This window comes from Embleya sp. NPDC020630, from assembly GCF_044334985.1.
GTDB lineage: Bacteria > Actinomycetota > Actinomycetes > Streptomycetales > Streptomycetaceae > Embleya.
In genome coordinates this window covers 205,851-218,894 of sequence record NZ_JBIRUB010000007.1, presented here as the reverse complement: position 1 = coordinate 218,894, position 13,044 = coordinate 205,851, and the positions used below count along the sequence as shown (strand labels likewise).

The window sequence follows — 13,044 nt, the reverse complement described above, 5'->3', positions numbered from 1 at the left end:
ACGACGAGGGAGGTTCGGCCGTGATCACGGTGATCGGCGAGGCGTTGATCGATCTGGTCCGGACCGAGGGCGGCGCGCCCGTCGCCCATCCGGGCGGCAGTCCGGCCAATGTGGCGGTCGGCCTGGGTCGGCTCGGCGTGCCGGTGCGGCTGATCACCCGTTATGGGAAGGACGAGTACGGCGAGTTGCTGGCCGCGCACCTGGCCGCGAGCGGGGTGGTGCCGGCGCCGGAGGGCGTGCACTCGGGGTCGACGAGCGTGGCGCACGCGCGAGTGGACGCGGCGGGGGTGGCCGACTACTCCTTCGACATCGTGTGGGATCTGCCCGCGACGGTGCGGGTACCGGCCGACTCGCGGTGCGTGCACACCGGATCGATCGCGGCGACGCTGGCGCCGGGGGCCGAGACGGTGCGGGAGTTGCTGGCCGCCGCGCACGCCGGGCGCCGCGCGCTCGTGTCGTACGACCCGAACTGCCGGCCGTCCCTGATGGGCGAACCGGAGGCGGCTCGGGCGCGGATCGAGGCGCTGGTGGATCTGTGCGATCTGGTCAAGGTCAGCGATCAGGACCTGGACTGGCTGTATCCGGCGCGGTCGTTCCGCGACGTGGCGGACGAGTGGCTGCGCCGGGGGCCGGGTCTGGTCGTGGTGACCCGGGGGGCCGAGGGTGCGTACGGGGTCTGCCGGGCGGGCCGGGCGACGATCCCGGCCGTGCCGGTGCGGGTGGTGGACACGGTCGGCGCGGGCGACGCGTACACGGCCGGGCTGCTGGACGCGCTCCGTCGGCGGGATCTGCTGAGCCCGAACGGGGTTCGCGACCTCGACCCGTCGACCCTGGCCGAACTGCTCGTCGACGCCTCGTCGATCGCGGCGCTCACCTGCTCCCGGCCGGGCGCGGATCCGCCGACGGCGGCGGAGGTGCAGGCGTACCGGCGGGACGGACGTCTCGGAATGAAGTGATGACTGTGTGTGACTTCTTGGCGACCCAGAGACAGGGGCGCTGGGCGGCGATATTCGGATACTCGGTCGAGGGTGGGTGTCGTCGGCGCGTGGGGTGATGCCGGGGCAGGGACCTCGTGGTTGTTCCGTGTCGGTACTTCGGCGGGGCGGTCGGGGCGATGGCCGATTCCGGTGGTCTCCGGTGGGTGGGAGTGAGTCCGGCACGTGGCCGGAACCACGATCGACGTCCGTTTCGGTCACGGGTAGATGACGGACGGCCGAGACGGTGCCGAGGCGGGATTCGGGCGCTCTACGGTAAACCCATGACTGTGTCGTCGGATGCCGACAAACAGCTCGCACTGATCGTCGAAGTCCAGGACCTGGCCCGGGAATTGGGTATCGAGGTCTGGTTGCGCGGCGGTTGGGCGATGGATTTCTACCTCGGCCGGATCACCCGGGAGCATGTGGACGTCGACTGGTTCGCGTGGGCCGAGGACGCCCCGGCGCTCACGGTCGCGTTCGCCGCGCGCGGCTTCGTGCGGTTGGCCCGGGCACCGGCCGAACAGCAGCTCGATTACACGACGGGAGACGTGGAATTGGGTTTTGCCTTCCTGGCCCGCGACCCGGAGGGCCACGTGATCGTGGCCGGCGGGCCGTGGGCGGGCGCCCGCTGGCCGGACGGGATGCTCGACGCTCCCCCCGGGAAGTTGGCCGGGGTGTCGTGTCCGATCATCTCGCCCGAGGCCCAGATCGAGATCAAGTTGATGACCCCGGTCTGGCGACCGCACCGACCGCGCCGGGCCAAGGACGCCGAGGACATCGAACGCCTGCGGGAGGGATTGGCCCGGTAGGTGGTGGGGTTCGCGGTGGGGACCGCGTGACCCGGGAGTGTGGGGAGGGTGGGGATGATGGGGATGCGCTGCCGGGCTTCGCCCGGGGAGCGACACCGATTCGGCCGTGATCCGGATCGGGCCTCGAAGGGGGATTCGAATCGGGGCGTCGACCGCGTCGTCGGTCGAGCGGACTGAAACCGACATCGACAATCCGTGATCCGTATGCGGTCACCGGTCGACCGCGGCCGGGCGATTCGGCGTGCGCACATGCACTCGCGCACTCGCGCGCTTTCGGGGCGCCGCGTCGTGGTGCGCGCGTCGACAGCGGTTCGAGTCGCCGGGCCGCGGGATGCGCGGGTGGTATCCGCGTGGGGTTGCGCGGTGCGCGTCGGTGTTCGTATGGGTGTGGGCGTGGCACGGCCGGTCGATGGTCGGCCGTGGCTCCGGAGGGCTCGGGGTGGCCGCGCTCTCCGGAGCGGTCACCGCCGGTTCGATCGGTGGATCGACGGTGGTCGGCCCTTCGGGTCGGTTGGTGGGGGGCGGTGCGGTGCGGCATGGGAACGTCGTGGTGGCGCCCGCGTTGCTCGGTTGACTCGACCGTCGCTCCGCCGGCGGCTGTTCCCGGCCGGTTCCGAGTCGGTGGTCGGGCCGGTGTTCGGGCTCGGGGACGCCGTCCTGGAGAACCTGGGCCGGGCGTTGCGCGAGGCGGCGTTCGTGGCCGCGAGCGCCTTCGGACCCGAGCCGGTTGCGGGTGTCGGTCAGGTGTCGGGGGTGACCGTGCCGGGTGGGCCGAAGCGTACGGGTACGCCCGGTGAGTAGAGCGCGCTGGTCGGGGCGCCGGTGATGTTCGGGAGGCCGGCGGCGGCGATCAGGTTTTCGTCGAGGTGCAGCACCTCGGCGTGGTGCAGCGACCACTGCGGATGCGCGTTGGGCAGGTAGAGGGTGCGGCCGGCGACCGAGGTGTGCAGGCCCCAACGCGCCGTCAGGAAGTGTTCCAGCGGGCCGGGTTCGGTCACCGGCGCGCCCACGCGGACCTCGACCGTCGCCGCGTGCGGCGCGCCCTCGAGGCGGTGCCGGCGGGTGGTGTAGCGTACCCGGTCGCCGGCGCGCTCGATCCGCATCCGGGCCCAGCGGTAGGGCAGGCGCAGCGTGGCCCGGGCGGTCAGCACGGGCAGCAGGCGGGCGGCCTCCAGGGAGCGGAAGACGACGCCGCGACGGCCGGCGCCGTCCACGGAGTACAACCGCACGTTGGTCTCCGGGAAGGTGCCCAGCCACGGGACGCGCGGCAGCCGCAGCAGGCCGACGTCGACCATCCGGAACGGGACCAGGCCGACGTAGGTCACCCCGTCGAGCACGTCGGGCCGGGTGCCCTCAGGCAGCAGCGGGGCGACCTCGGCGGGCGGCACGGGCCAGTGCAGGAAGGTGAGTTCGCTCCAGCGCTGGGTGAGCACCACGTGCCGGATCCCGCGCGGCGCCAACGGGGTGACGGGTTCGATCCTCATCGGGCCATGGTGGCGCATCGGCGGGGGCGGGTGTCGCCGCATCGCCGCTTCGGGGCCGGCGCCCGGTCATCGCGGTGTCTGGGCGGCGATCAGGGCCTCGCCCGTCGGGGAGCGGTAGTACAGGACGGAGCGGCCGGCGCGGCGGCGCAGCACCAGGTGGGCGTCCAGCAGGATCCGCAGGTGCCGGCCGACCGAGCCCAGGCCCTGTCCGGTGAGCGCGACCAGTTGGCTGGTGCTCTTGGGCGTGTCGAGGCGGATCAGTACGCCGGCCCGGCCGGCGCCGAGGAGGCGCGCCAGCGCATCGGCCGCGGCCGGTCGGGGGCCGTCGGCCAGCACGCCGGAACAGGGGTAGACCACCGCGTAGTGCCGGGCCTCGTCCCAGGCCACCCAGCCGCGCCCGGGGGTGACCGGGACGAACGACAGCCGCGCCCGGCCGAGATCGCGCGGCGGGTAGTCGTACGCGTTGATCCGCAGTCGGCTCGCGCCCAGCCAGCGCATGCCCGGGCGCAGGTCGTCCAGCGCCGCCGCCCAGCCGCCGCGGCCGAGTCGATCGGTGCGGGCGATGATGTCGGCCTCGATGATCCGGCGGCGGCGCGGCCAGTGGGGGCGGACCACCCCGCTCCAGACCCAGTCCAGGATGTCGGCGGCGCGGGCGGCGAGGTCGTCGCGCCGCAGAGCGGGCGGCAGTGGACCGCCCATCGACACCTCCAGGTCCGCCCGGGCGTCGGCGGAGGAGACCGCCCGGACCCGTTCCAGTTCCCTGTCGAAGCTCGGCTCCGGGTCGCGGGTCGGCGGGGGCGTGAGGAAGTCGGCGTTCCAACTGCCGCCGTAGCCGATGCGCAGCAGCAGCGCGGTGATCGGGTCGGCGGCGAGCCGGGCCCGGTAGGCGGGCAGGTGCGCGGCCAGCCAGGCGCCTTCGCCGGGGTGGCCGGCCGTACCGCGCTCCAGGGTCTTCAGGGTCGCGGTGACCTCGGCCAGTGGTGAAACGGTGAAGCGGCTGCCCGCGAGGGTATCCGCGTCGACCTGCCACCACCCCATGCTTTCGCCTCCCGGCGAAACAGTAACGCCCCGGGCTTGGATACCCCGAAGCTCTCGCCATGCGCACCTACCGAGAGCTGTTCCGCACACCGGAGTACACCCCGTTGTTCGCCGCCACATCCGCGCATCTGGCGGCGATGACGGTGAGCGGACTGGCCCTGGGCACCCTGGTCTTCGATCGGACGGGCTCGCCGCTGCTGGCCGCGCTCGGCATGTTCGGCGGCTCGCTCGCGCAGGTGGTGGGGGCGACCGCGCTGATGTCGGCGGCGGATCGGTTGCCGCCCCGGGCCGCGTTGACCTCGACGGGGCTGATGTTCGCCCTGGGCACGGCCGCGTTGGCCCTGCCCGGGATGCCGCTGTGGGCGCTGTTCGCCATCGTGTTGGGCCAGGGCGCGGTGGCCGCGGTGGGCGGTGGGGTGCGTTTCGGGCTGCTGAACGAGATCCTGCCCCGGGACGGCTACCTGCTCGGCCGGTCGGTGCTCAACATGAGCAACGGGACGGTACAGATCCTGGGCTACTCGCTCGGTGCCGTGCTGGTCACCGCGCTGTCCGCGCGCGGCACGCTCCTCGTGGGGGCCGGGTTGTACCTACTCGGGGCGGTGGTGTCGCGGTGCGGGCTGGCGGCTCGGGCACCGCGCGCGGCCGGTCGGCCGTCGGTGGCCGAGACGTGGCGCAACAACGCGCTGTTGTGGTCGGTCAAGCCGCGCCGCTACGTCTACCTCGCGCTGTGGGTGCCCAACGGGCTGGTCGTCGGCTGCGAGTCGTTGTTCATCCCGCTCGAACCCGACCACGCGGGATTGCTGTTCGCGGCGGCGGCGCTGGGCATGCTGGCCGGGGACGTGGTCGGCGGCCGGTTCGTGCCGGGGCCGTGGCGGCACCGGCTCGGGCCGCCGATGTTGTTGCTGCTGGCCGCGCCGTATCTGCTGTTCGTGATGGATCCGGCGCTGCCGCTCGCGCTGGTCGTGGTCGCGATCGCGTCGGTCGGCTACTCGGCGAGCCTGCTGTTCCAGGAGCGGCTGATGGCCATGACGCCGGACGAGCTGAGCGGCCAGGCGCTGGGGCTGCACGCGTCCGGGATGGTGGCGATGCAGGGCGTCTGTGCGTCGCTCGCGGGCGGGATCGCGCAGGTGACGTCGCCGAGCACCGCGATGGTGGTGATGGCGGGGATGTCGATCACGGTGACGCTGAGCCTGACGGCGGGTCTGCGGGCGGGCCCGGGGGCGGCGGAGGTGCCCGTGGGGTGATATCGGTGCGGGGTGATGTCGGTCCTGTTCGAGAGCATGTACGCATGATCGACTCCCCGGCGCCGGCCGCCGTTCTCGCCGACTTCGACGCGTACACCCGGGCCGTCGCGGCCGTCGCCGACGCCGCGCGGGCCTACTACGGAGGCGCCGAGTCCACCGTCGACGACGACACCTACGACCGGCTGCTGCGCGGAATCGAGGCGTACGAACGGGCGCACCCCGAGCACGCGGTCGCCGAGTCGCCGGTGGGCAAGGTCGCCGCGGGCGCGCTGCCCGGCGGGGAGGTGCCGCACACGGTGCCGATGCTGAGCCTGGACAACGTGTTCGACCCGGAGGGGCTGACCGCGTGGGCCGCGTCGTTGGAGCGCCGGCTGGGGCGGGCGCCGGCGGCGCTGACGGTCGAGCCGAAGATGGACGGCCTGGCGGTCGCGGTGCGCTACCGCGAGGGCCGGCTCGACCGGCTGATCACCCGCGGCGACGGCATCGCCGGGGAGGACGTCTCGCACGCGATCGGTACCATCGTCGGTCTGCCCGAGCGGTTGGCCGAGCCGGTCTCGATCGAGGTGCGCGGCGAAGTCCTGCTCACCGCGGAGCAGTTCGAGGCGGCCAACGAGATCCGCCGGGAGTACGGTGCGAGTGTGTTCGCCAATCCGCGCGGCGGTGCGGCCGGGACGCTGCGGGCCAAGGACCGGCCGTACGTGATCCCGATGACCTTCTTCGGCTACGTGGCGCTGCCGCTGCCCGACGACGAGAGCACGTTCGCGGCCGAGTTGCGCACCGCCGACCACTCGGCGGTGATGGCCCGGGTGGAGGCGCTGGGCGTGCTCACCACCGGGCGTACCGCGGCGCGGCTTCGGGTGTGCGCCACGATCGCCGAGGTCCAGGCGGTGGTGGACGAAATCGCGGCGCTGCGCGCCGAGTTGCCGTTCGGGATCGACGGCGTGGTGATCAAGGCCGACGCCGCAGCCGACCAGGCCGAGGCCGGCAGCGGCACCCGTGCGCCGCGCTGGGCGATCGCGTACAAGCTGGCCGCCGTACACAAGATCACCCGGCTCCTCGGGGTCGACTGGGCGGTCGGCCGCACCGGGGTGATCGCGCCGCGCGCGATCCTGGACCCGATCGAGATCGACGGCAGCATCGTCGGCTTCGCGACCCTGCACAACCCGGCCGACATCGAGCGGCGCGGGCTGATGATCGGCGACACGGTCAGCGTGTACAAGGCGGGCGACATCATCCCGCGCGTGGAGGCCCCGCTGGTGCACGCGCGCACCGGCGCCGAGACGCCGATCGAGTTCCCCACCGCGTGTCCCAAGTGCGGTGGTGAGGTGGACACTTCGCAGCAGCGGTGGCGGTGCGCCCAGGGCCGCGCGTGCGGGCTGCACGCCGGGATCCTGTACGCGGTGGGCCGCGACCAACTCGACATCGAGGGCATCGGCGGCCGGATCGTCACGCAACTGATCGAATCCGGCGCGGTCGCGGACGTGGCCGACCTGTTCACCCTCACCCGCGAACAGTTCCTCGCCCTTGACCGGATCGACAAGATCGCCGACCGGCTGATGGCGGGCATCGAGGAGGCCCGGACTAAGCCGCTGAATCGGGTGTTGTGCGCGCTGGGGGTGCGGTTGACCGGGCGCTCGTTGTCTCGGCGGATCGCCCGCCACTTCGGCACGATGGACGCGATCCGTGCGGCCGACGTGGAGGCGATGGCGCAGGTCGAGGGGATCGGGCCCGGGAAGGCGGCGGTGATCGTCGCGGAACTGGCCGAACTCGGGGATGTGATCGACAAGTTGGTGGCTGCCGGGGTGAACATGAGCGAGCCCGGGGTGGTGCCGGGTGCGGGTGTGGCTTCGGGGGTAGGTGGCGAGGCGGGCTCGGAATCGGGTGACGCGGGTGGAGCCGGGCCGCTTGCGGGTATGGCCGTCGTGGTGACCGGGGCGATGTCGGGTGCGCTCGCGGCGCTGTCGCGCAACGAGATGAACGAGTTGATCGAACGTGCCGGGGGTACCGCCTCGTCCGGGGTGTCCAAGAAGACGGCGCTCGTGGTCGCCGGGGACAAGGCCGGATCCAAGCGGGCCAAGGCGGAGCAACTGGGCGTGCGGATCCTGACGCCGGAGGAATTCGCGGAACTGGTGGGGGCGTTGCTTCCGTCCTGACTGACGGGGTGCCGGCATTCGCGTCGATACCCGCTCCGGCTCCCGCTCCGGCGGCGGTGATTCGGGCGATCCCTAGCATATCGACGAAGACCGTGAGGTGAATAGGACGATATCGGTGTGCGAAGCCTCGGACGCCGGCATCGTCGCGTTCGGGAGCCGGTGGTGGCCGGGAAGGTTCGCAGCGCGCGGAACCGCCGGAGCCGCACCACCCTTCGACGACGAATGGAGTCCCCCATGGTCGAGGCACACCCCCCGCGAATACCGCTGCCGTTCGCCCTCGACCGCAATCCGCACGCGCCCGAGGCGGAATGCCGGCTGCTCGACTGGGCCCGACGCCACGACCTGCTCGACCACGCCGACGCCGAGAAACGGCTGGTCGGCGCGCGGCTCGGGGACCTCGCGGCCTATACGCACCCCGACGCCGAGCCCGACCGGCTGGTGCTGTACGCGCAGTTCATCGCCTGGCAGTTCCTCACGCACGACCGCTACGCCGAACCGGACGAACGCACCGTAGCCGGCCGGGAGCACCTGACGACCCAGGTCGAGCCGGTATACCGCACGGGCCGCGCCGATCCCCCCGCCGGGCCGATGGCGCGGGCGCTCGCGGACATCCTGGGGCAGGTGTATCCGGCCATGAGCGCTGATTGGCACGAGCGGTTCGTGGTCGAGGGTCTGGAGACGCTGCGACACGTGTTGCCGCGTCCGCCGGGCGGGGCGCGCACGGCGGGGCGCGATCACGCGGGTGGGGTCGAGGCGTATGTACGGCATCGGCGGTTCGCCTGTGGGCAGTTCCCGTGTCTGCTGCTGGACGAGTACATGGCAGGCGGGGAACTGCCGGTGGTGATTCGGGACGGGGCGGCGTATGACGATGTGCGGAACGCCCAGGCGGACGTGGTCTCTTGGACCAGCGACTACTACGCGTCGCGGGACAGTGCGGGTTCCGGGGCGGGTGGCGGGGCGGATGTGGCCACCGACCTGGTCGGTGTGCTGGCGTACACGGAGCATGTGGGTCGTGCGCACGCGGAGTCGGCGGTGGCCGCGCGGATCCAGGATCGGGTGGCCGACTTCCTGAGCGCGCGCCGGGCGTTGCAGGGGGGCGGGAGCGCGGCGGCGTTGGCGGATCCGGCTGCCGATCTGGTGCTGCGGCGCTGCATCTCGGCGATGCACCATCGCATGGCGGGGACGGAGGCCTGGGCGTGGGAGAACGTCAGGTCGATCGACCGTCGGCGGGGGGCGGGCGATGCGGGTGATGCGCGGAGCGCGCGGGACGCGGACGGTGGCCTGCGGGTGCCGGAGTTCGTGGAGGACCTGTTGGATGTCCGGGGCCGGCCGCGAGGTTGGGACGGCGGCGCGGCGGGGCATCGGTGGCCGTAGGGGTCGGCGTGGGGCCCACTGCGCGCGCGTCGTGAGCCCGGTACGGCTTGGCGTCCTCAAGCGCCGGACAGGCTGGATTTGCTGACGTTGCGGAATCGGCTGCGGTGCGGGCGGGGCGAGCCGGCCGCGTCGTGTGGTGAGCCCCGAGGCGGCTTGCCGTCCTCAAACGCCGGATGGGCTCGGGGGATTGATGCTGCCGGCGAGCCGATCCAGGGCAATCTCGGGGGCCGGTCGGGGAGTTTGCCCGATGTGGGGTCGGGGGTGCGGGCGGCAGTGTGGGTGGGGTCGGATCGGGTCGAAGTTCGAAGGGGTTTCCATGACCGCGCCTGTGCAGTGTTCGCTCGACGGGGGGTCGCCCGGGCCGATCCTGACCCGGGCCATGGTGGCCACGATCATCGCGGCCTGCGGTGCGATGGTCGGCTTCTATCTGCTGCTGTCGGTCGTTCCGCTGTATGTGGCCGACGGTTCGGGCTCGGGCTCCGGTGCCGGGGCGGCCGGGGTGGTCACCGGGGCGTTGATGGTGTCGACCGTGGCGGCCGAGGTGGCGGTGCCGGCGTTGACGGCCCGGTTCGGCTATCGGGCCGTGTTCGTGCTCGGGTTGGTGCTGCTCGGCGCGCCCACGATGGCGCTCGCGTGGTCGGCCGCGGTGCCGCTGGTGGTCGGGGTGTGTCTGCTGCGCGGGGCCGGGCTCGGCATCGTGATGGTGGTCGGCACCGCCGTGGCCGCCGAGTTGGTTCCGGCCGAACGGCGCGGCGAAGGGCTCGGGTTGTACGGCGCGGCGGTCGGCGTACCGGGCATCCTGGGCCTGCCCCTCGGCCTGTGGATGAGCGAACACCTCGGCTACACCGCCGTGTTCGCGATCGCAACCGGGTGCTGCCTGGGCGCGCTCGGCGCCGCGATCGCGCTGCCCACGAACCGGCCCGCGCCCTCGAGTGCGCGCGGCGGCGTGTTGGGCGGACTGCGAACGGGTGCGCTGGCCCGGCCCGCCGTGACGTTCGCGGGCTGCACGTTGGCGGCGGGGGTGGTCGTGACGTTCCTGCCGCTCGCGGTGTCGTCGAGTGAGTTGACCCTGGTGACCATCGCCATGCTGGTCCAGTCCGCGACCGCGCCGGCGGCCCGCTGGTGGGCCGGGCGTTTCGGCGATCGGCGCGGCCACGCCCGGCTGTTCGGGCCCTCGATCGCGGCCGTCGCGATCGGCGTCGCGCTGCTGGCCCGCCCGGCCGATCCGGTCACCGTACTCGTCGGCGCCGCCGTGTTCGGCACCGGTTTCGGGGTGGCCCAGAACGTCACCCAGTCGTTGATGTTCGAGCGGGTCGGCCCGCACGACTTCGGTCGGGTGAGCGCGTTGTGGAACCTCGCCTTCGACGCGGGCATGGGCATCGGCGCGGTCGGCGTCGGCGTGGTGATCGGCGCCGGCGGCTACCCGGCGGGCTTCCTGGGCACCGGCGCGCTCGTTCTGGGCGGCCTGGTCCTGGTCTGTGTCGATCGGCGCGGCGAAGCCGTCGACGGACCATCGGCGTCCCTGCCTCCGGTGTAGCGGCACGGGCGGGGCGTACGGGAACGGCCAGCGGCGTACGTGGCACGGGCGGCGGCGTACGCGACGGAACCCCGGCGTACGCGCCGAGCCCCGTCGGGTAGTGTTGCCGCCGCGCCCGGTTCGGGGCGCGGATCGCACTCGACGTCGAGGAGGTGGGACCCATTACCGCTGTTTCAGGTCGGGTGCTCTCCTTCCACGACCGTGCGGCCTCCTGGCATAGGTGAGCCCGCGAGAGCACCCTTCGGCATCCCGAAAGGCTCCAAGGCTCTCATGTCGGATTCCTCCGCCGCACCGTCCTCGACTTCGTCGGTGGCGCCCATCGTTGCCACGCTTCGTGCCGCCGGTTGTGTATTCGCCGAGGACGAGGCGCGGTTGCTCGTCTCCACCGCCGGCGATCCCGCCGAACTCGCCGCCATGGTGGATCGCCGGGTGGCCGGCCTCCCGCTGGAACACGTGCTCGGCTGGGCCGAGTTCCGCGACCTGCGGATCGCCGTCGACCCGGGCGTCTTCGTCCCGCGCCGGCGTACCGGGTTCCTGGTCGAACAGGCCGTCGCGCTGGCCCGTCCGGGCGCGGTCGTGGTCGACCTGTGCTGCGGCTCGGGCGCGTTGGGCGCGGCCGTGTCGGCCGAGGTGGCCGGCGTCGAGGTGTACGCCGCCGACATCGACCCGGCCGCAGTGCGGTGCGCACGGCGCAACATCGCGGCGGATCGGGTATACGAGGGCGACCTGTACGAACCGTTGCCCGCGTCGCTGCGCGGCCGGATCGACGTCCTGATCGCCAACACCCCCTACGTGCCCACCGAGGACATCCAACTGCTGCCCTCGGAGGCCCGGATCCACGAGCCCAGGGTGGCGCTGGACGGCGGCTCGGACGGCCTGGACGTGCAACGTCGGGTCGCCGCGGCGGCGCCGGATTGGCTCGCCCCCGGCGGCGGGCTGCTGGTCGAGACCAGCGAGCGGCAGACGGCGCTGACGGTCGAGGTGTTCCGCGCCGCCGGCCTGCGTACGCGGGTGGTCGAGTCCGAGGAGTTGTACGCCACGGTCGTGATCGGCACGCGGGCGCACGGATAGGGGTCGGCAGGCCGGGACGTCCAGCCTCCCGCGCCCGGCCCGGCCTACTCCGAGCCGTCCAGCGGACAGTCCATCCCGGTGTCGATCTCCTCCACCTCGACACCGACACCGACACCGGCGCCGACGCCGATCCCGGCACCCGCTCCGGCCTCGGCCTCGGCTTCGGCTTCGGATCCGTCCTCCCCCGCCGCCTCCGCCCGGGCGCTCGCGCAGATCCCGCTCAGGCCGTCCCGGATGGTCCGGCCGATCTCGGCCATCGAGGCCACCTGGCGCGGCGTCAACGTGTCGAACACGTGTTCCCGCACGGTGGCCGCGTGGGTCGGCTCGGCCTCCGCCAGCGCGGCCAGGCCGGCGTCGGTCAGATGTGCGACCCACCCCCGCCGATCCCCCTCGGCTGGGCCCCGGGAGACCCATCCGGACTTCTCCATGGCGGTCACGGCGTGTGACAGCCGACTACTGGACGACAACGACGCGGCGGCCAGTTCGCTCATCCGCATCCGATGATCCGGCGATTCGGCGAGCAGGCCCAGGATCTCGAAGTACGTCATCGGCATGCCCGCCTCGCGGCGCATCCGCCGATCCAGGTGGGCGGCGAGTTCCCTGGTGCCGGTGAAGTACGAGCGCCAGATCTCGCGCTCGGACGTGGTCAGCCGATCGTCGTCGTTCATGGGAACAGCATAAGACTTGTTGAATCCTCAACTTGTGGGTGCTATGTTGCTGAGCGTTCAACAAACCCGGCGCGGAACATCGCGGCGGGCCGGTCCACCCCACCGCAACGCTTCCAAGGAGTTCCCATGGCCACCTCCGTCGAGACCATCCCCGGCTACATCGCGGGCAACTGGACCATCGACCCGGTCCACTCGGACGTCTCGTTCTCGGTACGTCACCTCGGTGTCGCCAAGGTCCGCGGGCGCTTCGACACCTTCGAGGGCTCGATCGTCACCGCCGAGAACCCGCTGGAGTCCTCGGTCACCGCCTCCATCGAGACCGCGTCGGTCAACAGCAACAACAAGATGCGCGACGACCACATCCGCAACGAGGACTTCCTCGACACGGACGGGTTCCCGACGCTGACCTTCACCTCCACCGGTGTGCGTGCCGAGTCCGCGCTCGTCTACCGGATCGACGGCGACCTGACCCTGCGCGGCGTGACCAAGCCGGTCACCCTCGAGCTCGAACTGAACGGCTTCGGCACCGGTTTCGACGGTAGCCCGGTCGCCGGCTTCACCGCCACCACCGAGATCAGCCGCAGCGACTTCGGCGTCACCGGCGGTGCGGCGGGCGCGGCGGTCGGCGACAAGATCACCATCGTCCTGGAAATCGAAGCCAAGCAGGCGTGACCCCCGCCTGTAGTCGA

General features: G+C 72.4%; 11 protein-coding genes. 8 read left to right on the top strand and 3 right to left on the bottom strand.

What is annotated here, in order from left to right:
- Positions 1–20 precede the first annotated feature (20 nt).
- Both ACH4XV_RS24845 and ACH4XV_RS24840 read left to right on the top strand, forming a co-directional pair.
- Positions 21–956: a carbohydrate kinase gene (locus ACH4XV_RS24845; protein WP_395793324.1), complete on the top strand. Its 936-nt coding sequence runs from the start codon at positions 21–23 to the stop codon at positions 954–956.
- 302 nt (positions 957–1,258) lie between these two features.
- A complete protein-coding gene (locus ACH4XV_RS24840; RefSeq protein WP_395793322.1) occupies positions 1,259–1,786 on the top strand; it encodes a nucleotidyltransferase domain-containing protein in 528 nt (175 codons plus the stop codon).
- Positions 1,787–2,526: 740 nt separating this feature from the next.
- Here ACH4XV_RS24840 and ACH4XV_RS24835 read toward each other — a convergent pair.
- Together ACH4XV_RS24835 and ACH4XV_RS24830 are read right to left on the bottom strand one after the other, a co-directional pair.
- Entirely contained in the window at positions 2,527–3,270 is a 744-nt protein-coding gene (locus tag ACH4XV_RS24835) for a YqjF family protein (protein ID WP_395793320.1), read from the bottom strand.
- A gap of 66 nt (positions 3,271–3,336) precedes the next feature.
- A complete protein-coding gene (locus ACH4XV_RS24830) occupies positions 3,337–4,308 on the bottom strand; it encodes an ArsR/SmtB family transcription factor (RefSeq protein ID WP_395793318.1) in 972 nt (323 codons plus the stop codon).
- A 59-nt stretch (positions 4,309–4,367) separates the two neighbouring features.
- Between ACH4XV_RS24830 and ACH4XV_RS24825 the strand changes: the two genes are divergently transcribed.
- The 5 genes from ACH4XV_RS24825 to ACH4XV_RS24805 all read left to right on the top strand — a co-directional run bounded on the left by ACH4XV_RS24825 (position 4,368) and on the right by ACH4XV_RS24805 (position 11,687).
- Positions 4,368–5,552, top strand: a complete 1,185-nt coding sequence (locus tag ACH4XV_RS24825) for an MFS transporter (protein WP_380003966.1) — start codon at positions 4,368–4,370, stop codon at positions 5,550–5,552.
- Between the two features lie 44 nt (positions 5,553–5,596).
- A complete protein-coding gene (ligA, locus tag ACH4XV_RS24820; RefSeq protein ID WP_395793316.1) occupies positions 5,597–7,705 on the top strand; it encodes an NAD-dependent DNA ligase LigA in 2,109 nt (702 codons plus the stop codon).
- Positions 7,706–7,939: 234 nt separating this feature from the next.
- Positions 7,940–9,079, top strand: coding sequence for a hypothetical protein (locus tag ACH4XV_RS24815; protein ID WP_395793314.1), 1,140 nt, complete (start codon positions 7,940–7,942; stop codon positions 9,077–9,079).
- 316 nt (positions 9,080–9,395) lie between these two features.
- Complete coding sequence (locus tag ACH4XV_RS24810) at positions 9,396–10,616, top strand: MFS transporter (protein ID WP_395793312.1); 1,221 nt, start codon at positions 9,396–9,398, stop codon at positions 10,614–10,616.
- A 270-nt stretch (positions 10,617–10,886) separates the two neighbouring features.
- Complete coding sequence (locus ACH4XV_RS24805; RefSeq protein ID WP_395793310.1) at positions 10,887–11,687, top strand: putative protein N(5)-glutamine methyltransferase; 801 nt, start codon at positions 10,887–10,889, stop codon at positions 11,685–11,687.
- Positions 11,688–11,731: 44 nt separating this feature from the next.
- Here ACH4XV_RS24805 and ACH4XV_RS24800 read toward each other — a convergent pair whose 3' ends face one another.
- Positions 11,732–12,355, bottom strand: a complete 624-nt coding sequence (locus ACH4XV_RS24800) for a MarR family winged helix-turn-helix transcriptional regulator (RefSeq protein ID WP_395793308.1) — start codon at positions 12,353–12,355, stop codon at positions 11,732–11,734.
- A gap of 126 nt (positions 12,356–12,481) precedes the next feature.
- Here ACH4XV_RS24800 and ACH4XV_RS24795 point away from each other — a divergent pair, with 126 nt between their 5' ends.
- Positions 12,482–13,027 (top strand): YceI family protein, encoded by a 546-nt coding sequence (locus ACH4XV_RS24795; RefSeq protein ID WP_395793306.1) that lies wholly within the window; start codon positions 12,482–12,484, stop codon positions 13,025–13,027.
- The last annotated feature ends 17 nt before the right edge of the window (positions 13,028–13,044 follow it).

Excerpts from the sequence above, each read along its gene's own strand:
- ACH4XV_RS24795 (WP_395793306.1), top strand. The coding sequence starts at position 12,482 with ATGGCCACCTCCGTCGAGACCATCCCCGGCTACATCGCGGGCAACTGG.
- ACH4XV_RS24840 (WP_395793322.1), top strand. The coding sequence starts at position 1,259 with ATGACTGTGTCGTCGGATGCCGACAAACAGCTCGCACTGATCGTCGAA.
- ligA (WP_395793316.1), top strand. The coding sequence starts at position 5,597 with ATGATCGACTCCCCGGCGCCGGCCGCCGTTCTCGCCGACTTCGACGCG.
- ACH4XV_RS24815 (WP_395793314.1), top strand. The coding sequence starts at position 7,940 with ATGGTCGAGGCACACCCCCCGCGAATACCGCTGCCGTTCGCCCTCGAC.
- ACH4XV_RS24835 (WP_395793320.1), bottom strand. The coding sequence starts at position 3,270 with ATGAGGATCGAACCCGTCACCCCGTTGGCGCCGCGCGGGATCCGGCAC.
- ACH4XV_RS24800 (WP_395793308.1), bottom strand. The coding sequence starts at position 12,355 with ATGAACGACGACGATCGGCTGACCACGTCCGAGCGCGAGATCTGGCGC.
- ACH4XV_RS24805 (WP_395793310.1), top strand. The coding sequence starts at position 10,887 with ATGTCGGATTCCTCCGCCGCACCGTCCTCGACTTCGTCGGTGGCGCCC.
- ACH4XV_RS24830 (WP_395793318.1), bottom strand. The coding sequence starts at position 4,308 with ATGGGGTGGTGGCAGGTCGACGCGGATACCCTCGCGGGCAGCCGCTTC.
- ACH4XV_RS24810 (WP_395793312.1), top strand. The coding sequence starts at position 9,396 with ATGACCGCGCCTGTGCAGTGTTCGCTCGACGGGGGGTCGCCCGGGCCG.
- ACH4XV_RS24825 (WP_380003966.1), top strand. The coding sequence starts at position 4,368 with ATGCGCACCTACCGAGAGCTGTTCCGCACACCGGAGTACACCCCGTTG.